The sequence below is a fragment of the Mycolicibacterium neoaurum genome (assembly GCF_036946495.1).
Taxonomy (GTDB): domain Bacteria; phylum Actinomycetota; class Actinomycetes; order Mycobacteriales; family Mycobacteriaceae; genus Mycobacterium; species Mycobacterium neoaurum_B.
In genome coordinates, this window is record NZ_JAQIIX010000002.1 from 611,920 (window position 1) to 634,228 (window position 22,309).

Below are 22,309 nucleotides of genomic sequence, written 5' to 3' on the forward strand. Positions count from 1 at the left end.
ATGTCGGTCCGCGCATCTCACATCACCGCGGAGGACTTCCTGCCCGACTCCCGCGATCTGGATGCCTTGGCAGAGGCTGCCCGGACCTGCCGTGGATGCGAGCTGTACCGGGACGCCGAGCAGACGGTGTTCGGGGCCGGACCGCGTGCAGCACCGATGCTGCTGGTGGGTGAGCAACCCGGCGACCGCGAGGACCGTGCCGGGCACCCCTTCGTGGGGCCGGCCGGCTACTCGACAAGGCCATGGCCGCCGCCGATATCGATCGCGAGCATGTCTACCTGACCAATGTGGTGAAGCATTTCAAGTTCACCCGCGCGCAAGGTAACGCCCGCCGTATCCACAAGACGCCCAGTCGAACCGAGGTGGTGGCATGCCGCCCCTGGCTGTTCGCCGAATTGGAGTCGGTAGCGCCCGAGGTGGTGGTGCTACTCGGCGCGACGGCCGCGAAGGCAGTGCTGGGAAACGATTTTCGCATCACCGAACATCGCGGTGAGGTGCTCCGGGCGCCCGACGCGGACTTCGAGGTCGTCGCCACCCCACATCCGTCCTCGGTGCTGCGCGGACCTGCGGATCGGCGTGAGAGCGCGTTCGCCGATCTGGTCGCCGACCTGGGCACCGCGGCCGGCTTGTTGTCGAAGGGTCTGCGCTGATGGTGGTCCGGATCGGAACCTCGGGCTGGTCTTACGATCACTGGACCGGGGTGTTGTATCCGCCCAAGCTGACGGCCGCGCGCCGGCTGGCGGTTTACGTCGAGGAGTTCGACACCGTCGAGCTCAACTCCAGCTTCTACCGGTGGCCCACGCCGGCGCGGTTCACCCAGTGGCGCGACCAACTGCCCGACGGCTTCACCATGACGGTGAAGGCGCCCCGCGGACTGACCCACGCCCGCCGGTTGCGCGCCCCGGAACAGTGGATCGAACGCATCGCGGCCGGGTGGGACGCACTGGGCAACCGACGGGCGGCGCTGCTGGTGCAGTTGCATCCCGCCCAGCAGCGCGACGACGAGCGCCTCGACCACTTCTTGTCCGCCATGCCGGATTCGATCCCGGTCGCGATGGAACTTCGCCACCCGAGCTGGGATGACCCCGGGGTGTACGACCTGCTGCGCGGGCATGGCGCGGCCTACGTCGTCATGAGTGGACCCGGCTTGCCGTGCGTCGCGGCAGCGACCGCCGGGCTGGCCTATCTCCGGCTGCACGGCCCCGGCGGGGAGGCCATGTACAGCGGGTCCTATGACACCGAGGAGTTGCACCGCTGGGCCAGGGAGATCCGCGGCTGGGATGCCGAAGGGCGAGATGTGCTGGTGTACTTCAACAATGATCTCGGTGGTCACGCGGTACGCAATGCGCAGGAGTTGCGCAGCATGCTCGTGTGACCGAGAACCTACGCGTACGGTGCAGTACATGCCGTTGCGCTATGTGGATCCCGAGAGGCCTCGAGGTTCGAAATACCACGCCAGTGTGCGCTTCGGGCGCTCGCCGATCGGGCAGTTCATCGCCAAGCACATCGCCCGGCGCACCGACCCGTATCTCTTCCGGTTGACCCGCGGACGCGTCAACATGGGCCCCATCATCAATGCCCCGCTGGTGACGACCGGCGCGAAGTCCGGCAAACGCCGTCAGGTGCAGTTGACCTACTTCAACGACGGTGCGGACGTGATCCTGCTGGCGTCCAATTACGGCGGCGCCAAACACCCGCAGTGGTACTACAACCTGAAGGCCAATCCGGACTGCGAGTTCGGTATGGAACCCTTCACCGCCTCCCAGGTGACCGACCCCGATGAGTACGACCGGCTGTTCGGTCTGGCCGGCCGGGTCTACGCCGGCTATGACGATTACCGGGAAAAGACTGCCCCGGAGGGGCGGACGATCCCGATCTTCCGGCTCACCCCGCGCTGAGCGAACGTGAAAACGCCTCGCCCGCGCTCAGAATCGCGTCGTGGTTGAGTCTGATCTGTATGGGCACACTCATCTACGGTTTCACCACATCGGTGGACGGCTATATCGCCGACGCACACGGGAACATCGACTGGAGCGATCCGAGCGACGAACTCCACCAGTACTGGAATGACTTCGAACGCAACACCGCCATGTCGTTCTACGGCCGGCGAATCTATGAACTGATGGCCGGGCACTGGCCGGCCGTCCACGAGTCGGCGGATGCCGACCCGATAGCCGCCGACTTCGCCGCGGTGTGGTGCACCATGCCCAAGGTGGTGTTCTCCTCCACCTTGGAGTCCGTCGCGTGGAACTCCCGGCTGGAACGTGGCGACCCCGTCGAGGTGGTGCGGCGGCTCAAAGCCGACACCGACGGTCAACTCGAAGTGGCCGGTGCGACGCTGGCGGCACCGATCGTGCGGGCCGGACTGGTCGACGAGTACCGCATGGTCATCTCCCCCACCGCCGTCGGTGGGGGCACATCGTTCTTCCCGACGCTGCCATCCTGGATTTCGTTGCGGCTGCTGGAACATCGGGTGTTTCCCGGCGGCACGATCCTGCTTCGCTATGCGCCGCGGTAGGGGTCAGTGCGCAGCGGGCCGGAACATCGAATACACCACCGGCCCATCGGGTATCGATGTCGTAGCGGTGACGGTGAACCCCGACCGCTCATAGAGCCGGACGTTGCGTTCGTCCGATGTCTCCAGCGCCGTGCCCGCGGCGGCGTCGACCGCTTTCACCGCCGCCAGTCCGGCGTCGACCAGTGCACCGCCCAGGCCCCGGCCCTGGCTGTCCGGATTCACACCGAGGGTCGCCAGGTTCCACGCGTTCTCGGGTTGGACCGGGATGTCTGCCTGTCCGAGGACCTGCAGCCGGTCACCGTGCAGATCGGCCACCTGTTGCTGAAAGTCCGGCGGCGGCGTCGGGGCATCGGGCGGCAGCAGCGCCAGCACGCCGCGCGCCTCGTCGGCGATCAGCACGATGCCGTGCTCGTGTGCGAACTGCAGGTACAGCCGCTGCAGGTGCTCGAGGCGTTCGGCATAGCGGTCCTGCGGAATCGACCACCGTGTCCACGGATACGAGTCGAAGGCCGTAGCCAGGGTGGCGGCCGCCACGTCCAGATCCGTCGCTGCTGCGCGTTGGATGCGGTGGCTCACCGCACACACCTCCATCGTGTCGTCTGCGTGCACGCAATGTTCGGCTGACAGCTTAGCCATGGATATATAGGCGCGGTGAGGCTGTCAGCGGAACATTGCGATCGGCTAGCGGCCGAGAAGCAACCGCACCGACCGGTGGTCGACCCACCGCGGCACATCGCGTACGTACACTTCAAACTCCGGCCCGAACCGCTCGCGCAGGAACTTCTCCTCGACGGGGATCTGGACCCGCTGCATGACCGCCACGAAAAAGGCTACGGGCAGCACAGCCACCCAGGACCGTCGCTGAATGGCCTGGGCCACAAGCAATCCCGCCATGCCGACGTACATCGGGTTTCGGGAGACCCGAAAGACCCCGGTATGTACCAGGGCCGCGGCCCGTTCGACCTCCAGGGGGTTGACCGATGTGTCGTGGCGCCGGAATGAGCCCACCGACGCGAGCAGTATCCCGGCCGACAGCGCCGCGACAACACCTGCAGCTATCCGTGATGCAGTGGACCCGGAAGTGCCACGGCTCGCCCAGATCTGGGCCAGCGCGGCTGCTCCCGCGACACCGACCGGCGGAACGCGCATGGTGCTCACTCCTCGATGTGGATTGTCCCGCCGCGCTAACCGCGGTTGACTCGCACGGCCTCGCGAATCAGGGCCTTGAAGGCCTCGGCGTCCAGTTGATCGTCTTCACGCAAATCGATGGCGCGCCGGACCGACGCGTCGAGACTGGCGTTGAACAGGTGGTCCGGATCGTTGACCGACGCGCCCTTGGCGAAGGTCAATTTGACCTTGTCCTTATAGGTCTCCACAGTGCAGATCAACCCGTCCAGGGAGAACGTGGGCACGCCGTCAGGGTTGGACGGCTTGCGCCACTTGACCTCCTCGACCACATCGGGTTCGGCCTGGGTGATCAGAGACCGGAGCAGCTCGACCCGTTCGTTACGCCAGTCCCCACTCACAGCGCCAATGTACTACCGGGACCTAGACATCGAACCGGAACTCCACCGCCTGCCGCGGCCCGACCCGTCCGCAATGTTCCGCTGACAGCTCCGCCATGGAAATATAGGCGTCGCGGCGCTGTCAGAGGAACATTACGAAAGCCAGATGGCGTAGCTGACCGGGCCTACACGTTGAATCGGAACTCCACGACGTCCCCGTCGGCCATCACGTAGTCCTTGCCCTCCATGCGCACCTTGCCCGCGGCCTTGGCCGCGGCCATCGACCCGGCCTCGACCAGATCATCGAAGGACACGACCTCGGCCTTGATGAAACCCTTCTCGAAGTCGGTGTGGATCACCCCGGCCGCCTTCGGTGCGGTGTCGCCGCGGTGAATCGTCCACGCGCGGGCCTCTTTCGGCCCCGCCGTGAGGTAGGTCTGCAGGTTCAGGGTGTGGAAACCGGCCCGCGCCAACGCATCAAGGCCCGGCTCGGTCTGGCCGATGGACTCCAACAGCTCCGCAGCCGACTCGTCGTCCAGCTCGATCAGCTCGGACTCGATCTTCGCATCGAGGAACACCGCATCGGCCGGGGCCACCAGCTCACGCAGCTCGGCCTTCTTGGCCTCGTCGGTGAGCACCGACTCGTCGGCGTTGAACACGTAGAGGAACGGTTTGGTGGTCATCAGGTTCAGCTCGCGAAGGACCGTCGCGTCCGCCCCCGCCGAGAACAGGGTCTTGCCCGAATCGAGCACCGCCTGGGCGGCCACCGCGGCGTCGAGCAGCGGCTTGCGGTCCTTGTTGTTGCGGGCTTCCTTCTCCAGCCGCGGGACGGCCTTCTCCAATGTCTGCATATCGGCCAGGATCAGTTCGGTCTCGATGACCTCGATATCCGAGCGTGGATCGACCCGACCGTCGACGTGCACCACATCATCATCGGCGAAGGCGCGCACCACCTGGCAGATGGCATCGCACTCGCGGATGTTGGCCAGGAACTTGTTGCCCAGCCCGGCCCCCTCGGAAGCGCCCTTGACGATGCCGGCGATGTCGACGAACGTCACCGGCGCAGGCACGGTCTTCTCCGAGCCGAAGATCTCGGCGAGCTTGTCCAGCCGCGGGTCGGGCAGCGCCACCACACCCTCGTTGGGTTCGATGGTCGCGAACGGGTAGTTCGCGGCCAACACGTCGTTCCGCGTCAGCGCGTTGAAAAGGGTCGACTTGCCGACATTGGGGAGTCCGACGATTCCGAGGTTCAAGCTCACGGACTCCAGAGTCTAGAGGGTGTGACAGGCTCGCCAGCGCGTGCTGGCAGCGCCCACCCAGCGTCAGCCGGTACGGTCAACATGTGTCAGGTCAGCCCGAGCCGACGGAGTCGGTGTCCCACCGCACCGTCCTTCCCCGCATCCCGGGCTGGCCATCGGGACTGCTGCCCTGGTGGGGCGCTGTTCTGGTGGCCGTCACGGCAACCCTGGTCGGCTTCGCGTATCACGCCGGCGCCGGTACCGGCGAGCTCGGTGCGGTGTTCGCCACGTTCTACGTGTTGGGCTGCCTCGCCGCGGTGCTGCTGGTGCGTCGCTCCGGCATCTTCGCCACGGTCATCCAGCCCCCGCTGATCCTGTTCATCTCGGTACCGTCCGCGTATTTCCTGATGCACAGCGGTCAGATCAACGGTCTCAAGGACATCCTGATCAACTGTGGTTACCCGTTGATCGAGCGCTTCCCGCTGATGTTCTTCACCTCGGTGGCGGTACTGGCGATCGGCGTGGCCCGCTGGTACCTGGACAAGCAGAGCGCCGATTCCGCCGAGGTCGCAGAGTCGGCGAATTCCGACGCCCCCGACCTCGCCGAGCGGGTTGCTCGACGACTGCGCCGCTCCCAGGACCCCGACGCCGAGGAGCAGCCGGCACGCCGGCCGCGACGACCCCGCGAGACCCCGGCCCGTGCCCCCCAAGAGCCCCGCCGCACCCGCCAACCGTCGCGTGCCCGGCACAATCGGCCACCGGAGTCGGATATCGCGGCCTCGGCCGCCGCGGCCGACCGGCGCGAGCGGGCTGCCGCGCGGGAGCGTTATGGCCGCCCCCGCCCCGACGATGAGCCGCGCGACACCCCGCCGCGCCGCGCACGCCGAACCCGCGAGGCGTCCGCACGCGATCCACGCGAACCCCGTCAGCCGCGCCGCACACCGCCGCCGAGCCGCAGCCGCGCCGAGGACGCCCCGGATCCCTATGAGCGGCCGCGTCGCCGCCGTGAGTACGACAGCCCCTACGGCGATTACCAGCCCGGCTACCGGTCTCGCTCCGAGGACCGTTATCCGGACTTCCCGGACTATCCGGAGCCGCCGCGCCGCGGCGCCACCGAGGGTGCGCATCACCCGGTATCGCGGGTCCGCTATCGCAGCACCGATGACGAGCGGCGCACCGAGCACCGCACCCGTCCGCGGGCCAGCCACCGCCGCGACGACTGGGACTAGCTAGGGCACGGCGCGCAGGAACGTGCCCGCCGCTTCGACCGCGGGTGCCGAGCTTCCCGCATCGCTGACGAACACCGCCAGCGCCAGGTCACCACGGATGCCGACGAACCAGCCGTGCGCATGCGTGTCGTCGATATATTCGGCGGTCCCGGTCTTGCCGAGCAGATCGGGGATGTCCTGCAGCGCCGTGGCGGTGCCGCCGGTGATCGTCTCTCGCATCATCGCCCGCACCTGCTCGTCGACGGACGGCGGCAACGGCTCGGGCGTGCGGTCGGGCACACCCGGAGAGCCTTGCACGATGGTCGGCGCGGGCACCGCGCCCTTCGCCAGCGTCGCGGCCACCAGCGCCATCCCGAACGGTGAGGCGGTGACCTTGCCCTGCCCGATGCCCTCTTCGACGCGCAGCGCGGAGGTGTCGGCCGTCGGCACCGAACCGGTGACCGTGGTCATCCCTGGTGCGACGAAATCGATGCCGAGACCCAGTTGAGCGGCGGCCTTGGTCAGCCCGTCGGGCGGCAGGTTGACCGCGAGCCTGCCCATCGTGGTGTTGCAGGACCGCGCGAACGCGGTGTGCAGCGGTACCTCACCGAGGTCGAAGTTGTCGTCATTGGGGATCTGGCGGCCCTCGATGTTCTCGGTGCCCGGGCAGCCGACGATGCTGTCCGGGGTCACCTGCCCGTCCTGTAGGGCCGCCGAGACGGTGACGGTCTTGAAGGTCGAACCCGGCGGGTAGAGGCCGGTCAGCGCGATCGGGCCCTGCGCGTCGGCGGGGGCGTTCTGCGCGACGGCCAGTAGGTTGCCGGTCGACGGCTGGATGGCCACGATGGCAGCCGGCGTCGACAACGGTGCCAGCGCCGACTCCCCCGCCAACTGCATGCCGATATCGAGCGTGCTGGTGATATCGCCGACGGCTCCTGGGTCCTGTCCGCCGACGCGGGTGGGTCCAGTGGGAGTCTGCGCGGACACCGCCCAGCCGGCCGCCGCGTCGGTGCGCTGCTGCCACAGCTCGGACAATCCGGACAGGGTCGGCGAGGTCAACGCGCGGTCGGTGGCCAGCAGTCGGGTTTGCGGGCGCAGGGTGACCTCCGGCAGCGCCGCCAGTTGGTCCCGGATCGGGGCGAGGTCCTCATCGCGCAGCGTCACGGCGGTGACGGGCGCACCCTTGGCCAGTTCCCCGCCGAGCCACTCCGGGGTGACCGTCGGCGCGATCGGATTGACCAGTGCCGCAACGGCGTTGACATCGGCGCCGGGAGCGACGTCGACGAGGGTGACGATGTGCTGGGTGAGCAGGTTGGCACCGGTGCGATCGAGCACCCTTGCCGCCGGCTGCGGGGCCAGCGTGCCGAAGGACAGCGGGCCCTTGTCCAGACCGGGCGCGACGGTCGCCGCGTCCCAGCGGATCTTCCAGTCATCACCCTCGGCAGCGGCCGACCCGGTGGTGTCGTAGGTCCACTCGATCGCCTTCTGCGGCCCGAACTTCCAGGTGGCGGCCAACGTGAAGGTCGCCGCGTCCTCCTGGCGCCGCATATCGGAGACCTTGAAGTTCACATCGGTGCCCAGGCTGGCGAAGAGCGCGTCGAGGGCGCCGGACGCTGCCGTGGCATCGGTGGTCAGCGCCGCCGCCGCGGGCGCGTCACCGCGGCTGAGCGCCTCGGCGAACCCGTCGGTGGCATTCTTCAGCCGGTCTTCGCTGTCGCCACAGCCGCCCAGTAGGAGCACGGCCACCAGGGCCACGGGAACGATGCGTCGCAGAGAGCCCACAACGCCCGAACGTACCCGGGTCAGCCGCGCGGCGGACGGATCTCCCGCGGCAGGGCGAACACCAACGTCTCGTTTGCCGTGGTCACGGGCTGCACAGTGGCATAACCGTATTCGGCGAGTCGGTCCAGCACGCCGCGCACCAGGATCTCGGGCACCGACGCACCGGAGGTGACACCGACCGTCGTGACCCCGGAGAACCAGGCGGGATCGACATCGTCGGCGTAATCGACCAGATGGGCGGCCTTGGCACCGGCCAACAGCGCCACCTCGACCAACCGCACCGAATTCGACGAGTTCTTCGAGCCGACGACGATGACGAGATCGCATTCGGGCGCCATCGCCTTGACCGCGACCTGGCGGTTCTGGGTGGCGTAGCAGATGTCGTCGCTCGGCGGATCCTGCAGCGTCGGGAACTTCTCACGCAGCCGGCGCACCGTCTCCATCGTCTCGTCGACGCTCAACGTGGTCTGCGACAGCCAGATCACCTTGTTGGGATCGCGCACCGTCACCTTGTCCACGGCGTCGGGATTGTCGACGACCTGGACATGATCGGGGGCCTCACCGGCGGTGCCGACGACCTCCTCGTGGCCCTCGTGGCCGACGAGCAGGATGTCGTAGTCGTCGCGGGCGAAACGTTTGGCCTCGTTGTGCACCTTGGTGACCAGCGGGCACGTCGCGTCGATGGTCTGCAGGTTGCGGGCGGCGGCCTCCTCGTGCACGGTCGGCGCCACGCCGTGGGCGGAGAACACCACGATGGCGCCCTCGGGCACCTCGTCGGTCTGCTCAACGAACACCGCACCGGCCTTGGCCAGCGTGTCCACCACGTAGCGGTTGTGCACGATCTCGTGCCGCACGTAGATCGGGGCGCCGTGCTTCTCCAACGCACGCTCGACGGTCTCGACGGCCCGGTCGACGCCCGCACAGTAGCCGCGTGGCTCGGCCAGCAGCACGCGCTTGCCGTCAACCCGCGCGGCCACCGAACTGGTGGCACCGGGAATTCCCATGTTGACGGTTGGTGGCATGCATCCAGGGTACTTACCCGCACCCGTCACGGGCCAGCCGTAGGCTGACCCCATGGCAACAGCACCATACGGAGTTCGATTGCTGGTGGGTGCGGCGGTGACCGCCCTGGACGAGACCCGCAAACTCCCCCAGACCATCCTCACCTATCCGATGACGGTGGCCAGCCAGCTGGCGCATCTGGTGATGAAGGTGCAGCAGGACGTCGCCGACCTGGTCAATCGCGGTGACGAGGCACTCGAGGAACTGTTCCCACCCAAGGACGAACAGCCGGAATGGGCGACATTCGACGAGGACGAACCGGGCGACCGCTTCTCCGACACCGCCGATGCCGACGACTCTGAAGACCTCGCGTCGGTGACACGTCTCACCGAGGGTCGCTTCGCGCTGTTCAGCGAGGGCGAGGCTCGTGCCGAGGCACCGGGGGCGGCAACCGCACCGACGAGCACCGGCGAGGTCCCGGCGATCGTGGACAAGATCGGCTATGAGACGCTGACGCTGGCACAGCTGCGCGCCCGGCTGACGTCGCTGAAGCTGACCGATCTGGAGGCACTGCTGGCCTTCGAGGAGGCCAACAAGGCCCGCGCTCCGTTCCAGACGCTGATCGCCAACAGGATCACCCGCGCGTCGGCGAAGTGAGCGAACCCGGCCAGTCCCCGGAGAACCCGTGGCCGGTCCGCGCCGTCGCGACGCGGGTCGCCAAATGGATCGACCGATTGGGCACCGTGTGGGTCGAGGGTCAGATCGCGCAGCTGACCATGCGCCCGGGTTCGAACACCGCGTGGCTGGTGCTGCGCGACCCGGCCGCGGACATGTCGCTGTCCATCACCTGCCCACGGGACCTGGTGGCCAACGCTCCGGTGAAGCTGGCCGAGGGTGTTCAAGTCATCGTCTTCGGAAAACCGCAGTTCTACACCGGCCGCGGGACGTTCTCGCTGCGGGTGACCGATATCCGCGCCGTCGGCATCGGTGAGCTGCTGGCCCGTATCGAGCGGCTGCGCCGGCTATTGGACGCCGAGGGGCTGTTCGACCCGCGGCTGAAACGCCCGATCCCGTTCCTGCCCAACACCATCGGGCTGATCACCGGCCGGGCGTCGGCCGCCGAACACGATGTGATGGCCATCGCGTCGGCACGGTGGCCCGCGGTGCGCTTCGAGGTCCGCAACACCGCCGTGCAGGGGCCCAACTGTGTGCCGCAGGTGGTGGCCGCATTATCGGAGCTGGACGCCGATCCCCACGTCGACGTGATCATCCTGGCCCGCGGCGGCGGCAGCGTGGAGGATCTGCTGCCGTTCTCCGACGAGACACTGTGCCGCGCGATCGCTGCGGCAACCACGCCGGTGATCAGCGCGGTGGGCCACGAGCCCGACAATCCGGTCTGCGATCTGGTCGCCGATCTGCGGGCCGCCACCCCGACCGATGCCGCCAAACGCGTGGTGCCCGACGCCGCCGCCGAGCAGGCCGGGGTGACCGAGATGCGCCGCCGCAGTGCCCAAGCGCTGCGCAATTGGGTGCGGCGTGAGGCGCACATCATCGAGGGGTTGCGATCACGTCCGGTGCTGGCGCACCCGTTGCGAGCACTCGACGCCCGTGCCGAGGAGATCGAGCGGGCCCGAGCCACGGCACGCCGAGACATCAACCGGATGATCGCGGTGCAGGCCGATCGACTCGAGCATCTGTCCGCGCGGCTGAGCACGCTCGGACCGGCGGCGACGCTGGCCCGCGGATACGCGGTGGTGCAGTTGCTCGACGAGGGTGCCGGCGGACAGGTGCTGCGGTCGGCGGCGGACGCACCGGCCGGTACACAACTTCGGGTGCGGGTTGCCGACGGCGCCCTCACCGCAGTCAGCGAGGGAGCAGATGAAGCCCATTAGTAAGTTGGGGTACGAAGAGGCGCGCGACGAGCTGATCGAGGTGGTGCGCCAGCTCGAGCACGGCGGGCTGGACCTCGATGCATCCCTCAAGCTTTGGGAAAGAGGTGAGGAACTGGCCAAACGCTGCGAGGAACACCTGGCCGGGGCCCGCCAGAAAGTCACCGACACGCTGGCCGCGGGCACCCCCGACCAAGAGTGACGACGCAGCCGAATTAGTCGGACTTATCGGCCAGGACTTCAAAACTGGAACACGTTTCAGTTATCCTCGCCACATGGGTGACCCAACTTTGCGTACTGACCTGGGCCGAGTGCTGGTGACGGGCGGTTCCGGCTTCGTCGGCGCCAACCTGGTGACGACGCTGCTCGAACGCGGACACGAGGTGCGCTCCTTCGATCGGGCGCCGTCGCCGCTGCCTGCGCACCCCAAGTTGACGACGGTCGTCGGTGATATCACCAACGCCGAGGACGTCGCGGCCGCCGTCGCGGGCATCGACACGATCTTCCACACCGCGGCCATCATCGACCTGATGGGCGGGGCCACCGTCACCGAGCAGTACCGGCAGCGCAGCTTCTCGGTCAACGTCGAGGGCACCAAGAACCTGGTACACGCCGGTCAGCGGGCCGGGGTGAAGCGATTCGTCTACACAGCCTCCAACAGCGTCGTGATGGGTGGCCAGGACATCGTCAACGGTGATGAAAACCTGCCCTATACAACGCGATTCAACGATCTGTACACCGAGACCAAGGTGGTCGCCGAGAAGTTCGTGCTGAGCCAGAACGGCGAGCAGGGCATGTTGACCTGCTCGATCCGGCCCAGCGGCATCTGGGGTCGCGGCGATCAGACCATGTTCCGCAAGGTGTTCGAGAACGTGCTGGCCGGTCACGTCAAGGTGCTCGTCGGCAGCAAGAACATCAAGCTCGACAACTCGTACGTGCACAACCTCATTCACGGCTTCATCCTGGCTGCCGAACATCTGGTGCCGGGCGGCACCGCACCCGGCCAGGCGTATTTCATCAACGACGGTGAACCGCTCAACATGTTCGAGTTCGCTCGACCGGTTGTGGTCGCGTGCGGTCGCAAGCTGCCCAACATCCGCGTCTCCGGACGGCTGGTACACAAGGCGATGATGGGCTGGCAGTGGTTGCACTTCAAGTACGGCATTCGCGAGCCGCTGGTGGAACCCCTTGCCGTGGAACGGCTTTACCTCAACAACTACTTCTCGATCGCCAAAGCACGGCGCGACCTCGGGTACGAGCCGTTGTTCACCACCGAACAGGCGATGGCCGAATGCCTGCCCTACTACACCGAGCTGTTCGACACGATGGTGGCCCAGGGCGCCCGGCCGGCCGTTGCCGCGGCACCGAAGAGCTGATCCGGCCCGGTGGCATCACACCAGAAGAGGCCCGAGATATGGACAAGGCCGGTGGCGCTGTAGCGCCCCGGCCTCTGGCTTCCCGCGCGGAATCTACAGAACCGGGGAAGCGTGTCTTCCAGGATACGCGACGGCGCACCGCAAAGCCAAACTCAGCCCATCTCTTCGCAGTTCAGGGGATCGCCGCCGACGATCGCGCGTAACCGCCGGACGGTCATGGGTGTCGCCGCCTCGGCAACGGTGGCGAGCAGCGTGCGCGCATCGGCCGCCGGCGTCTGCGGCGGCATCACCCACAGCAGCGCCGTGCGGGAGTGGGAGCCGACCAAGTACAGCGTGTCCGGTGCGACCATGGCATATCGATCCACCGAGATCGCCGCGCCACCACGGATGACGCGCGCGGGCGCCGAAGGAAACACACTGGCGTCGTAGAGAACTCGACGCACGGGGCCCAACCAGCGACCCATCACCGACACCAGGTCCGGCAGACCTGTCCGCAAGTCGTAGTCAGGCGGCCACCACGCACCGTCGACGGTGCCCTGCACGTCGGTGCGCCCGCAGATCGCGAGTCGGGTATCAGGTTGACATTCGGCATCGACCATCGGCGATGCTCCCATCACTATCAGAGCAATCGCAGACGGCAACCGATGAATCGGGCACGCGAGAAACCCACGACTTCGATCAGCCTAGCCCGCGCGAGCCGCAATGATCTGATGCATCGCCGGGCCGGGGACAGTTCCAAAGACTGCCTAACCAACTGCGGTCTTGTTCGCTACTGTGACAGGCGTTCTGTCCAGCGGCTGATGGGGTTGCGATGACCGATACCGTGCTGGTGACCGGGGCCTTCGGGTTGGTCGGTTCCGCTACCGTGCGCCGGCTGGCCGCCGACGGACGCCGCGTCGTGGCCACCGACCTGGACAACGCGCCCAATCGCAAAGCCGCCGAATCGCTTCCCGCCGGGGTGACGGTGCGCTGGGCCGACCTGACCGACCCGGCAGCCGTCGGGGCGTTGGTGACGCAGACCGAGCCGACGGCGATCATCCACCTGGCGGCCGTCATCCCGCCCTTCATCTACCAGCGGCGCGGGCTTGCCGAGAAGGTGAATGTCGAGGCTACCGCCAGTCTGGTGAGATCAGCCGAAAAGCTCTCTCAGCCAGCGCGATTCGTACTCGCCTCCAGCATCGCGGTGTACGGCTCACGCAACCCGCACACCGTCGACGGGGTGCTCACCGCGGACACGCCGGTCAACCCGGCCGATATCTACGGCGACCATAAGGTCAAGGCCGAGAAGATCGTCCGCACCTCGAACCTGGACTGGGTGATCTTGCGTCTGGGCGGGGTGCTGACGGCCGACCCGGGGTCCTACATGAAGCTCGACAACTTCGCCTTCGAGGCAATGCTGCCCATCGACGGCCGGATCCAGACCGTCGACGTGCGCGACGTGGCACGAGCCTTCGCCGCCGCCACCACCGCCGATGCCGTCGGTGAGACCCTGCTGGTCGGAGGGGATGACGCCACCCACCGGCTCGTCCAGGGTGACATCGCACCGGCGATGGCCGCCGCGCTGGGTCTGGTCGGCGGGCTGCCGACCGGGCTCAAGGGCGACCCCGGCAACGATGACGCCTGGTTCAACACCGACTGGATGGACACCACCCGGGCCCAAGAAGTGCTCCGATTCCAACAACATTCGTGGCCGGACATGCTGATCGAGACGGCCGACAACGCCGGCATCAAACGGCCGCTGCTGCGGCTGGTGGCACCGCTGGCCAAACAGATCTTGACCAGGGTGAGCCCCAATCACGGCAGCGGACGCAGATACGCCGACCCGTGGGCGGCCATCACCGAGAAGTGGGGCGATCCCCGACCGGACGGAGCACACGCATGAGCCCAAACAGAACAGCGGTCGTCGTCGGCGGCGCCTCCGGTATCGGCTGGGCGTCCGCGCAGGCGCTGGCGGCCGAGGGCTACCGCGTCGCCATCGCCGACCGTAACGGCGAGGGCGCCGCGGCCCGGGCCGCAGAACTCGGCGACCCACACCTGGCCGCAGAGGTCGACGTCGTCGACGAGACCTCGGTGGCAACGCTTTTCGACAGCGTCGGCCCCGTGCAGGTGGTCGTCAGCTGCGCCGGGTTCTCCACCATCGGCCTCATCGTCGACCTGGCGGTGCAGGACTTCCGCGATGTCATCGACGTCTGCCTCAACGGCGCGTTCATCGTCGCCAAGTACGCGGGCAAGCACCTCACCGAAGGCGGCTCGCTGATTTCGATGTCCTCACTCAACGGTCGCCAGCCCGCCGCCGGGATGAGCGCCTACTGCGCGGCCAAGGCCGGGTTGTCGATGCTCACCCAGGTCGCCGCGCTGGAGTTCGCACCGCGCGGAGTCCGGGTCAACGCGATCGCGCCCGGATTCGTGCACACCCCGCTGACCGAGGGGGCCGCACTGATTCCCGGTGTCGTCGAGGAGTACGTGGAGAACACGCCGATGGGGCGGGCGGGTACGCCTGCGGACATCGCGCAGGCGGTCGTCTTCCTCACCAAGTCCCCGTGGCTGACCGGTGAGGTGCTCGACCTCAACGGCGGTGCGCACATGAAGCGCTACCCGGATCTGCTCGGTCACATCGCGAAGCTCGCGCAGCAGTGAAATAACCGGTCAAATAGAGCCGTGAAAACTGAGTTCACTCTCAGCCAGAAGCGGGCGCTGGCTGTCGCCACCGTCATCGCCCTGGTGTTCGGCGCGTACTTCCTGCGCGGCTTCTTCATCCTGATCGTCGTCGCCGCGGTGGTGGCCTATCTGTTCAACCCGCTCTATGACCGCCTGACCGGCCGGTTCAGTTCCGGCATGTCGGCAACCCTGACGTTGTTGACCGCACTGGCCGTCGTGATCATCCCGATCTGCGGCGCGGTGGCCTTCGGCGTGATGCAGATAAGCAACATGATCCGCAGCGTGGCCGATTGGGTGGGCCGCACCGACCTCAGTGGACTCGGCGACAAGACCCTCAAAGCGGTCAACACGCTGCTCGACAAGGTGCCGTTCATGAAGAGCACCGAGATCACCACCGATCAGGTGCAGCACTGGGTGGTGACCTTCGCCCAACGAGCAGGCGAATGGGGTCTGGATTTCCTGCAGGGCGCCCTCGGCGGCCTGTTCGGCGGCCTGACCGCGGCGATCATCTTCCTCTACGTGTTCATCTCGCTCCTGGTCAACGGCGACGAGCTGCGCATGCTCATCCGCCGCCTCAACCCCCTCGGCGAGGAGGCCACCGATCTGTACCTGGCCAAGATGGCCGCCATGGTCCGCGGCACGGTCCGCGGGCAGTTCGTCATCGCGGTGGTGCAGGGCGTCGCGGGCGCCATCTCGATCTACATCGCCGGCTTCCACGATGGCTTCTTCATCTTCGCCATCCTGCTGTCGGCGCTGTCGGTGATCCCGCTGGGCAGCGGCATCGTGACGATCCCGTTCGGTATCGGGCTCGTCCTGTTCGGCAACGTGATCGGCGGCATCTTCGTCATCGCGTTCCACATCATCGTGGTGACCAATATCGACAATGTGCTGCGCCCGATCCTGGTGCCGAAGGAGGCCAAGCTGGATCCGGCGCTGATGCTGCTGTCCGTCTTCGCCGGTATCACGATGTTCGGGTTCCTCGGCATCGTGATCGGGCCGGTGGTGATGATCGTCATCGTCACCACCATCAGCGTCTACCTGTGGGTCTACCAGGGCGTACCGATGGACCTGGGGTCTGAAGACGATGACGAACCCGACGAACCCGGCCGATTACGGCAACTCATCGCCAAGGCGCGAGCCCGCCGAATGACCCCGACACCACCGCCGACGGTGCCTTCAGATCGCGAAAACGGCTGAGAACTCGATCTGTACGCACCGTCGGCGCGCGGATCAGCGCGTCGGTAGCGGCTGCTGGGTCTGCACGGCCTTGGCCAGCGTGCGGAAGTCCTCGGGCGAACCCGCGCCGGTGATGGCGATCTGGGCCGGACCCGGCAACCGGGTGGTCCAGATCGGCTCGCCCTCACCGGGCTCGTAGACCACCCAGGTCACCCCGTCGACATCCTGGGCACCGGTCGGGACGGCCTCGACGTCGATCGAGCCGACCAGCCGGGCCTCGTCGGCGTTGCTCTGGGTCAGACTTACGTACATCCCGTCGGGCGCCAGATAGCCCACCCGCGATGTCACCGCGCGCACCGACTGGCCGGTCGCCGGATCCGTGCGTCCGCCATCGATGCCGCCGCGCCCGCCGGAGTTGGCCTGCCAGCCCTCCGGAAGCACCGGCAGCCGCACCGCCAACTTCAGCGTCTGGGCATCGGACTTCAGCGCGGTCGGCACATCGAAGCTGGGGACGGCCCCCTGACCTGGACCGCTGGGCTGGAACGAGCACATGCCGAGCAGCCCGGCGAGCACCACACAGGCCACCACGAGCGGCGCCATCGACCAGAACATATCCCGGCCGTCGTGTAACAGCCGGTCCTTGGCCGGTCGCGCGACGGGCACGACCACGGTCTCATCGCGGCCGCCGTCCTGGCCAGGTTCCGGGGTGCTCATGACAGCCAGTATCCCAGTTCCCTCAGTCGACCCCGCTAATGGGACAATCTGCAGCTATGACGCCTACGCGCCGGGAAGCGCCGGACCGCAACCTCGCCCTCGAACTAGTCCGTGTCACCGAGGCCGGTGCCATGGCCGCCGGCCGCTGGGTCGGCCGCGGTGACAAGGAAGGCGGGGACGGTGCCGCCGTCGACGCCATGCGCGAGCTGGTCAATTCGGTCTCGATGAAGGGCGTCGTGGTCATCGGCGAGGGCGAGAAGGACAACGCCCCGATGCTCTACAACGGTGAAGAGGTCGGCAACGGCGACGGCCCGGACTGCGATTTCGCCGTCGATCCGGTCGACGGCACCACCCTGATGAGCAAGGGCATGCCCAACGCCATCTCGGTGCTCGCGGTCGCCGAGCGGGGTGCCATGTTCGACCCGTCGGCGGTGTTCTACATGAACAAGATCGCCGGCGGCCCGGACGTCGCCGACTTCATCGACATCACCTCCCCGATCGCGGCCAACATCCAGCGCATCGCCAAGGTCCGCAAGGCCTCGGTCTCCGATGTCGCGGTCTGCATCCTGGACCGCCCCCGGCACGCCAAGCTGATCGAGGAGGTGCGCTCGGCAGGTGCCCGCATCCGGTTGATCTCCGACGGTGACGTCGCCGGCGCCATCGCGGCCTGCCGGCCCGATTCCGGCACCGACCTGTTGGTCGGCATCGGCGGCACCCCCGAGGGCATCATCGCCGCCGCCGCCATCCGCTGCATGGGCGGGGAGATCCAGGCGACGTTGGCTCCCACCGATGACGAAGAGCGCCAGCGCGCCCTCGACCGCGGCCACGACCTGGACCGGGTGCTGACCACCAAGGATCTGGTGGCCGGCGAGAACGTCTTCTTCTGCGCCACCGGGGTGACCGACGGTGACCTGCTCAAGGGTGTGCGCTACTTCGGCGGCGGCTGCACCACCCAGTCGATCGTGATGCGGTCAAAGTCCGGCACCGTCCGGATGATCGACGCCTACCACCGCCTGTCCAAGCTCAACGAGTACTCCGCGGTCAACTTCACCGGCGACAGCTCGGCCGCGTATCCACTTCCGTAATCGATCACACCTCAACGAAACAGGGAGCACAATGCCCGACAGCGCTGTCGACAACACCGAATACCGCATCGAGCACGACACCATGGGCGAGGTCAGGGTGCCCAAGAACGCCCTGTGGCGCGCCCAGACCCAGCGGGCCGTGGAGAACTTCCCGATCTCTTTCCGGCCGCTGGAGCGCACCCAGATCCGCGCGCTGGGTCTGCTCAAGGGCGCCTGCGCGCAGGTGAACAAGGATCTGGGCCTGCTGGCCGCCGACAAGGCCGACGCCATCATCGCCGCGGCCGCCGAGATCGCCGACGGCCGCCACGACGACCAGTTCCCGATCGACGTGTTCCAGACCGGGTCGGGCACCAGCTCCAACATGAACGCCAATGAGGTCATCGCCTCGATCGCGGCCGCCAACGGCGTGACGGTGCATCCCAATGACGACGTCAACATGTCGCAGAGCTCGAATGACACCTTCCCCACCGCGACGCATATCGCCGCGACCGAAGCCGCTGTGCGCCATCTCATTCCGGCGCTCGAGCTGCTGCACGCCTCGCTCGCGGCGAAGGCCAAGCAGTGGCGGACCACCGTCAAGTCGGGTCGTACCCACCTGATGGATGCGGTCCCGGTGACCCTCGGCCAGGAGTTCGGCGGCTATGCCCGTCAGGTCGAGGCCGGCATCGAACGGGTCAAGGCGACGCTGCCCCGCCTGGGTGAGCTGGCCATCGGCGGCACCGCCGTCGGCACCGGGCTCAACGCGCCCGACGGTTTCGGCGACAAGGTGGTCGAGGTCCTGGTCAACGAGACCGGTATCGCCGAATTGCGTCCGTGCGTCGACCATTTCGAGGCACAGGCCGCCCGCGACGGTCTCGTCGAGGCGTCCGGTGCGCTCAAGACGATCGCCGCATCGCTGACCAAGATCGCCAACGACATCCGCTGGATGGGGTCGGGTCCGCTCACCGGTCTCGGCGAGCTGCAGTTGCCCGATCTGCAACCGGGTAGCTCGATCATGCCGGGCAAGGTCAATCCCGTTCTGCCCGAGGCCGTTACGCAGGTCGCCGCGCAGGTGATCGGCAACGACGCCGCGGTCACCGTTGGTGGTCTGTCGGGTGCGTTCGAGCTCAACGTCTACATCCCGATGATGGCCCGCAACGTGCTGGAGTCGTTCACCCTGCTGGCCAACGTGTCGAAGTTGTTCGCCGAGAAGTGCATCGACGGCCTGGTGGCCAATGACGCGCACCTGCTGCAGCTGGCCGAGTCCTCGCCGTCGATCGTGACGCCGTTGAACTCCGCCATCGGCTACGAGGAAGCCGCCAAGGTCGCCAAGGAAGCGCTGAAGGAGAAGAAGACCATCCGCCAGACCGTGATCGACCGCGGCCTGATCGGCGACAAGCTCTCCGAGGCCGAACTGGACAAGCGCCTCGATGTGCTGGCCATGGCCAAGGTCGCCCCGGGCGAATAACCGACCCCGCGAGCACGCACGTGTGCCCCCGGAAGCCGCGGCTTCCGGGGGCACACGCGTCTGGTCAGCGCTTCGGGGTGTCCACGGTCTCGACCTGCTCGTCGGCGGTGGTGTCGGCGTTGGTGTCTGCGTAGGCCGCGGTGTTGACCGCCGTGCCGCCGATACCCGCTGCGGCAGAGGCGATGTCGAGCACCGAGGAGTGGTTGCTCGGTGGCGGCGGTTCCGGGGCTTGTGGGTGTTCCTCATCGAGCCGGTAGTGTCTGCTGAGCTGGTCGGCCTCATCGACGGTGATGCCCTCGTCGGTCTGGACCGTCGGTGCATCCTTGACCGCGTCCTTGGTCACCGTGACGGTGACGGCGCCTTCACCTCGGCGGGAAGCCTTCAGCGGCACCACCGCGTGGGACATGCCGAGGAACCCGGTGCGCACCAGTGCCCATTTCGGTTCCCTGGTCTTGTCGTCGACGAAAAGCTTGTCGATCTTGCCGATCTTCTCCCCCGCGACGTCGTATACGGTCGCCCCGACATACTGCTCCACCAAAGTCGCCATGCCTTCGGATATCCGATCGCCGAAGTCGGTAAACGTCAGCGCAGCGCGTTGACCGCCGGCCCGTTGTCGACACCGCCGTACAGGGAGCCGGGTGCGCGCGGTCCGAGAAGTTCACCGACGGTCACCACGTGATAGCCGTTCGCCCGCAGCACCGGCAGGAACTGCTCGACCAGATCGACCGTCGAGTCGAAGATGTCGTGCAGCAGCACCACCGACCCGGGCTGCACCTGGCGCATCAGCAGTTCGCGGCTGGCCGCGATGTCCCGGTCGTGAATCCAGTCATACGGCACGACATCCCAGTTCACGACGGCCAGGCCCTGCGCGCCGGCCGCGGCGAGAACCCGGTCGTCGACCTTGCCGAACCCCGGTCGCATGAGCGTGGGCCGCTGCCCCGTCGCCGCGACGATCGCGTCGGTGGCCCGGCCGAGCTGGCCGGCGATTTGATCGGTCGGGATGGTCGTCAGATCGGGATGGCTCCAGGTGTGATTGCCGATCTCCATCCCGGCCGCGGTGATCCGCGCGGCGGCGGCCGGGTCGGCGGCCACCTTGTCCCCGATCAGGAAAAAGGTCGCTGCGGCACCATTGGCGGTCAGCACGTCGAGCAGTCTGTCGGTCGGAGCGGCCGGGCCGTCATCGAAGGTGAGCGCGACACATCTGACCACCGCGCAGTCGACGGTCTGCGCCTCGGCGACTTGCGGAGTCGCAGCCGCCAGCAACACGGCTGCGACTCCACAAATCACTCTCATGGCAGTGCGTTGGGGCTGATCTCCTCAAGCATCTCGGTGACCAGCGCCGCGATCGGCGACCGCTCGCTGCGGGTCAACGTGATGTGCGCGAACAACGGGTGACCCTTGAGCTTCTCGATGACGGCGGCGACCCCGTCGTGACGGCCGACGCGCAGGTTGTCGCGCTGGGCGACATCGTGGGTGAGCACCACCCGCGATCCCGAACCCAACCGTGACAGCACGGTCAGCAGCACGTTGCGTTCCAACGATTGCGCCTCGTCGACGATGACGAACGAGTCATGCAGCGACCGGCCGCGAATATGGGTGAGCGGCAACACCTCCAGCATTCCGCGGGAGAGCACCTCCTCCAGCACGGCCAGGCTGGCCAGCCCCTCCAAGGTGTCGAAGACGGCTTGGGCCCACGGCCCCATCTTCTCGCTCTCGCTGCCCGGCAGGTATCCCAGGTCCTGTCCACCGACCGCGTACAGGGGCCGGAAGACGACGACCTTGCGCTGCGTGCGACGTTCCAGCACGGCCTCCAGGCCGGCGCACAGCGCCAGCGCGGACTTTCCGGTGCCGGCCTTACCGCCGAGGGAGACGATGCCGACGGACTCGTCGAGCAGCAGATCGAGTGCGACGCGCTGTTCGGCGGACCTTCCCCGGAGGCCGAACACTTCGCGATCACCTCGCACCAGCTGCACGCGCTTGTCGGCGTTGACCCGCCCGAGCGCCGACGAGCTCCCGGCGAGCAGGCGAATACCGGTGTGACACGGCAGATCCCGCGCCGCGGCCAGATCCAGGTCGCCCTCGGCGAACAGCGTGTCGATCTCCTCGGCCGAGACGTCGAGTTCACCCATCCCGGTCCACCCCGAGGTCACGACGTCCTGGGCGTGGTATTCATCGGCCGTCAGGCCGACCGCACCGGCCTTCACCCGCAACGGGATGTCCTTGCTGACCAGCGTCACCAACTTGCCCTCGGCGGCCAGGTTGGCGGCCACCGTCAGGATGCGTGCATCGTTGCTGTCGTTGCGGAAGCCCGAGGGCAGCACATTCGGGTCACTGTGGTTCAGCTCGACCTGGAGCGTCCCGCCCTCTGTGCCGATGGGTATGGGCTGGTCCAGGCGGCCGTGATCCAGCCGGAGATCGTCGAGCAATCGTAGTGACTGGCGGGCGAACCAGCCGAGTTCGTGATGGTGCCGTTTGGCCTCCAACTCGCTGATAACCACGAGAGGGACGACCACCTCATGTTCGGCGAACCGTGTAATTGCCCAGGGATCGGACAACAGCACGGAGGTGTCGAGCACGTAGGTCCGGATCGGCGAATCGGTCACGAGGCGCTCCTAGAACCTCCGCGAGCCCCGCGAAGGCGTTTCGGCGGGCGCGCGCGGTACCAGGACCGGGGCCGGTCCTGTTCTCGTGAAGAGATTCGGTACCGCCCG

24 protein-coding genes and 1 pseudogene are annotated in these 22,309 nt (G+C 67.3%); 14 read left to right on the top strand and 11 right to left on the bottom strand.

Features of this window, described 5'->3' with window-relative positions:
• From PGN27_RS08320 to PGN27_RS08335, 4 genes and pseudogenes are all read left to right on the top strand, one after another.
• Window positions 1-650, top strand: a pseudogene (locus PGN27_RS08320) (UdgX family uracil-DNA binding protein).
• Window positions 650-1,375: a DUF72 domain-containing protein gene (locus tag PGN27_RS08325; protein ID WP_335325710.1), complete on the top strand. Its 726-nt coding sequence runs from the start codon at window positions 650-652 to the stop codon at window positions 1,373-1,375. The pseudogene PGN27_RS08320 and the gene PGN27_RS08325 overlap by 1 nt, the downstream one beginning before the upstream one ends.
• A 28-nt stretch (window positions 1,376-1,403) precedes the next feature.
• Window positions 1,404-1,898, top strand: coding sequence for a nitroreductase/quinone reductase family protein (locus PGN27_RS08330; RefSeq protein ID WP_335325711.1), 495 nt, complete (start codon window positions 1,404-1,406; stop codon window positions 1,896-1,898).
• A 59-nt stretch (window positions 1,899-1,957) separates the two neighbouring features.
• The gene (locus PGN27_RS08335) at window positions 1,958-2,518 is read left to right on the top strand and encodes a dihydrofolate reductase family protein (protein WP_335325712.1); all 561 of its coding nucleotides are present in this window, start codon (window positions 1,958-1,960) and stop codon (window positions 2,516-2,518) included.
• A gap of 3 nt (window positions 2,519-2,521) precedes the next feature.
• On the opposite strand, the gene PGN27_RS08340 is transcribed toward PGN27_RS08335, so the two are convergent.
• The 4 genes from PGN27_RS08340 to ychF form a co-directional block, all read right to left on the bottom strand.
• Window positions 2,522-3,094: a GNAT family N-acetyltransferase gene (locus PGN27_RS08340; protein WP_335325713.1), complete on the bottom strand. Its 573-nt coding sequence runs from the start codon at window positions 3,092-3,094 to the stop codon at window positions 2,522-2,524.
• A 105-nt stretch (window positions 3,095-3,199) separates the two neighbouring features.
• Window positions 3,200-3,667, bottom strand: coding sequence for a methyltransferase family protein (locus PGN27_RS08345; RefSeq protein WP_335325714.1), 468 nt, complete (start codon window positions 3,665-3,667; stop codon window positions 3,200-3,202).
• A gap of 35 nt (window positions 3,668-3,702) precedes the next feature.
• Window positions 3,703-4,044 (bottom strand): DUF1801 domain-containing protein, encoded by a 342-nt coding sequence (locus tag PGN27_RS08350; protein WP_335325715.1) that lies wholly within the window; start codon window positions 4,042-4,044, stop codon window positions 3,703-3,705.
• A gap of 164 nt (window positions 4,045-4,208) precedes the next feature.
• Complete coding sequence (ychF, locus tag PGN27_RS08355) at window positions 4,209-5,282, bottom strand: redox-regulated ATPase YchF (RefSeq protein WP_019511848.1); 1,074 nt, start codon at window positions 5,280-5,282, stop codon at window positions 4,209-4,211.
• A gap of 83 nt (window positions 5,283-5,365) precedes the next feature.
• Between ychF and PGN27_RS08360 the strand changes: the two genes are divergently transcribed.
• Window positions 5,366-6,490, top strand: coding sequence for a DUF6542 domain-containing protein (locus PGN27_RS08360; protein WP_335325716.1), 1,125 nt, complete (start codon window positions 5,366-5,368; stop codon window positions 6,488-6,490).
• On the opposite strand, the gene PGN27_RS08365 is transcribed toward PGN27_RS08360, so the two are convergent.
• Together PGN27_RS08365 and PGN27_RS08370 are read right to left on the bottom strand one after the other, a co-directional pair.
• Window positions 6,491-8,251: a penicillin-binding transpeptidase domain-containing protein gene (locus PGN27_RS08365; RefSeq protein ID WP_335325717.1), complete on the bottom strand. Its 1,761-nt coding sequence runs from the start codon at window positions 8,249-8,251 to the stop codon at window positions 6,491-6,493. It abuts the gene before it with no gap.
• A gap of 20 nt (window positions 8,252-8,271) precedes the next feature.
• Complete coding sequence (locus PGN27_RS08370; RefSeq protein ID WP_030136270.1) at window positions 8,272-9,273, bottom strand: 4-hydroxy-3-methylbut-2-enyl diphosphate reductase; 1,002 nt, start codon at window positions 9,271-9,273, stop codon at window positions 8,272-8,274.
• Between the two features lie 52 nt (window positions 9,274-9,325).
• Between PGN27_RS08370 and PGN27_RS08375 the strand changes: the two genes are divergently transcribed.
• The 4 genes from PGN27_RS08375 (at window position 9,326) to PGN27_RS08390 (ending at window position 12,518) form a co-directional block, all read left to right on the top strand.
• The gene (locus tag PGN27_RS08375) at window positions 9,326-9,910 is read left to right on the top strand and encodes a lipid droplet-associated protein (protein WP_335325718.1); all 585 of its coding nucleotides are present in this window, start codon (window positions 9,326-9,328) and stop codon (window positions 9,908-9,910) included.
• Window positions 9,907-11,145, top strand: a complete 1,239-nt coding sequence (gene xseA, locus PGN27_RS08380) for an exodeoxyribonuclease VII large subunit (RefSeq protein ID WP_335325719.1) — start codon at window positions 9,907-9,909, stop codon at window positions 11,143-11,145. The genes PGN27_RS08375 and xseA overlap by 4 nt, the downstream gene beginning before the upstream one ends.
• Window positions 11,132-11,344 (top strand): exodeoxyribonuclease VII small subunit, encoded by a 213-nt coding sequence (locus PGN27_RS08385; RefSeq protein WP_335325720.1) that lies wholly within the window; start codon window positions 11,132-11,134, stop codon window positions 11,342-11,344. Before xseA ends, PGN27_RS08385 begins: the two co-directional genes overlap by 14 nt.
• A gap of 73 nt (window positions 11,345-11,417) precedes the next feature.
• A complete protein-coding gene (locus PGN27_RS08390; RefSeq protein WP_335325721.1) occupies window positions 11,418-12,518 on the top strand; it encodes a 3-beta-hydroxysteroid dehydrogenase in 1,101 nt (366 codons plus the stop codon).
• Between the two features lie 152 nt (window positions 12,519-12,670).
• On the opposite strand, the gene PGN27_RS08395 is transcribed toward PGN27_RS08390, so the two are convergent.
• Window positions 12,671-13,132 carry a DUF5994 family protein gene (locus PGN27_RS08395; protein WP_335325722.1) on the bottom strand — a complete coding sequence of 154 codons (462 nt, stop codon included), beginning with the start codon at window positions 13,130-13,132 and terminating at the stop codon, window positions 12,671-12,673.
• Between the two features lie 197 nt (window positions 13,133-13,329).
• Between PGN27_RS08395 and PGN27_RS08400 the strand changes: the two genes are divergently transcribed.
• Genes PGN27_RS08400 through PGN27_RS08410 form a run of 3 tightly spaced genes read left to right on the top strand, consistent with a single transcriptional unit; the run spans window position 13,330 to window position 16,373 of the window.
• Window positions 13,330-14,400 carry an NAD-dependent epimerase/dehydratase family protein gene (locus PGN27_RS08400; RefSeq protein WP_335325723.1) on the top strand — a complete coding sequence of 357 codons (1,071 nt, stop codon included), beginning with the start codon at window positions 13,330-13,332 and terminating at the stop codon, window positions 14,398-14,400.
• Window positions 14,397-15,155: an SDR family NAD(P)-dependent oxidoreductase gene (locus PGN27_RS08405; RefSeq protein ID WP_335325724.1), complete on the top strand. Its 759-nt coding sequence runs from the start codon at window positions 14,397-14,399 to the stop codon at window positions 15,153-15,155. The genes PGN27_RS08400 and PGN27_RS08405 overlap by 4 nt, the downstream gene beginning before the upstream one ends.
• A gap of 21 nt (window positions 15,156-15,176) precedes the next feature.
• Window positions 15,177-16,373, top strand: coding sequence for an AI-2E family transporter (locus PGN27_RS08410; protein WP_335325725.1), 1,197 nt, complete (start codon window positions 15,177-15,179; stop codon window positions 16,371-16,373).
• 33 nt (window positions 16,374-16,406) lie between these two features.
• Here PGN27_RS08410 and PGN27_RS08415 read toward each other — a convergent pair whose 3' ends face one another.
• Window positions 16,407-17,066 (bottom strand): DUF4245 domain-containing protein, encoded by a 660-nt coding sequence (locus PGN27_RS08415; RefSeq protein WP_335325726.1) that lies wholly within the window; start codon window positions 17,064-17,066, stop codon window positions 16,407-16,409.
• A gap of 56 nt (window positions 17,067-17,122) precedes the next feature.
• Here PGN27_RS08415 and glpX point away from each other — a divergent pair, with 56 nt between their 5' ends.
• Both glpX and PGN27_RS08425 read left to right on the top strand, forming a co-directional pair.
• A complete protein-coding gene (gene glpX, locus PGN27_RS08420) occupies window positions 17,123-18,151 on the top strand; it encodes a class II fructose-bisphosphatase (protein WP_036461797.1) in 1,029 nt (342 codons plus the stop codon).
• A gap of 31 nt (window positions 18,152-18,182) precedes the next feature.
• Complete coding sequence (locus PGN27_RS08425) at window positions 18,183-19,598, top strand: class II fumarate hydratase (RefSeq protein WP_036461796.1); 1,416 nt, start codon at window positions 18,183-18,185, stop codon at window positions 19,596-19,598.
• 64 nt (window positions 19,599-19,662) lie between these two features.
• On the opposite strand, the gene PGN27_RS08430 is transcribed toward PGN27_RS08425, so the two are convergent.
• The 3 genes from PGN27_RS08430 to PGN27_RS08440 are packed head-to-tail and all read right to left on the bottom strand — an operon-like array spanning window position 19,663 to window position 22,201.
• Window positions 19,663-20,145 (bottom strand): PRC-barrel domain-containing protein, encoded by a 483-nt coding sequence (locus PGN27_RS08430; protein ID WP_335325727.1) that lies wholly within the window; start codon window positions 20,143-20,145, stop codon window positions 19,663-19,665.
• 35 nt (window positions 20,146-20,180) lie between these two features.
• Window positions 20,181-20,891 (bottom strand): polysaccharide deacetylase family protein, encoded by a 711-nt coding sequence (locus tag PGN27_RS08435; protein WP_335325728.1) that lies wholly within the window; start codon window positions 20,889-20,891, stop codon window positions 20,181-20,183.
• A complete protein-coding gene (locus tag PGN27_RS08440) occupies window positions 20,888-22,201 on the bottom strand; it encodes an RNA 5'-3' helicase PhoH2 (protein ID WP_335325729.1) in 1,314 nt (437 codons plus the stop codon). Before PGN27_RS08440 ends, PGN27_RS08435 begins: the two co-directional genes overlap by 4 nt.
• Window positions 22,202-22,309: the final 108 nt, after the last annotated feature.

Coding starts and splice junctions, on each gene's coding strand:
- PGN27_RS08405 (WP_335325724.1), top strand. CDS start 14,397: ATGAGCCCAAACAGAACAGCGGTCGTCGTCGGCGGCGCCTCCGGTATC.
- PGN27_RS08335 (WP_335325712.1), top strand. CDS start 1,958: ATGGGCACACTCATCTACGGTTTCACCACATCGGTGGACGGCTATATC.
- glpX (WP_036461797.1), top strand. CDS start 17,123: ATGACGCCTACGCGCCGGGAAGCGCCGGACCGCAACCTCGCCCTCGAA.
- PGN27_RS08385 (WP_335325720.1), top strand. CDS start 11,132: ATGAAGCCCATTAGTAAGTTGGGGTACGAAGAGGCGCGCGACGAGCTG.
- PGN27_RS08375 (WP_335325718.1), top strand. CDS start 9,326: ATGGCAACAGCACCATACGGAGTTCGATTGCTGGTGGGTGCGGCGGTG.
- PGN27_RS08330 (WP_335325711.1), top strand. CDS start 1,404: ATGCCGTTGCGCTATGTGGATCCCGAGAGGCCTCGAGGTTCGAAATAC.
- PGN27_RS08425 (WP_036461796.1), top strand. CDS start 18,183: ATGCCCGACAGCGCTGTCGACAACACCGAATACCGCATCGAGCACGAC.
- PGN27_RS08325 (WP_335325710.1), top strand. CDS start 650: ATGGTGGTCCGGATCGGAACCTCGGGCTGGTCTTACGATCACTGGACC.
- PGN27_RS08400 (WP_335325723.1), top strand. CDS start 13,330: ATGACCGATACCGTGCTGGTGACCGGGGCCTTCGGGTTGGTCGGTTCC.
- PGN27_RS08415 (WP_335325726.1), bottom strand. CDS start 17,066: ATGAGCACCCCGGAACCTGGCCAGGACGGCGGCCGCGATGAGACCGTG.
- PGN27_RS08370 (WP_030136270.1), bottom strand. CDS start 9,273: ATGCCACCAACCGTCAACATGGGAATTCCCGGTGCCACCAGTTCGGTG.
- PGN27_RS08430 (WP_335325727.1), bottom strand. CDS start 20,145: ATGGCGACTTTGGTGGAGCAGTATGTCGGGGCGACCGTATACGACGTC.
- PGN27_RS08390 (WP_335325721.1), top strand. CDS start 11,418: ATGGGTGACCCAACTTTGCGTACTGACCTGGGCCGAGTGCTGGTGACG.
- PGN27_RS08395 (WP_335325722.1), bottom strand. CDS start 13,132: ATGGGAGCATCGCCGATGGTCGATGCCGAATGTCAACCTGATACCCGA.
- PGN27_RS08435 (WP_335325728.1), bottom strand. CDS start 20,891: ATGAGAGTGATTTGTGGAGTCGCAGCCGTGTTGCTGGCGGCTGCGACT.
- PGN27_RS08345 (WP_335325714.1), bottom strand. CDS start 3,667: ATGCGCGTTCCGCCGGTCGGTGTCGCGGGAGCAGCCGCGCTGGCCCAG.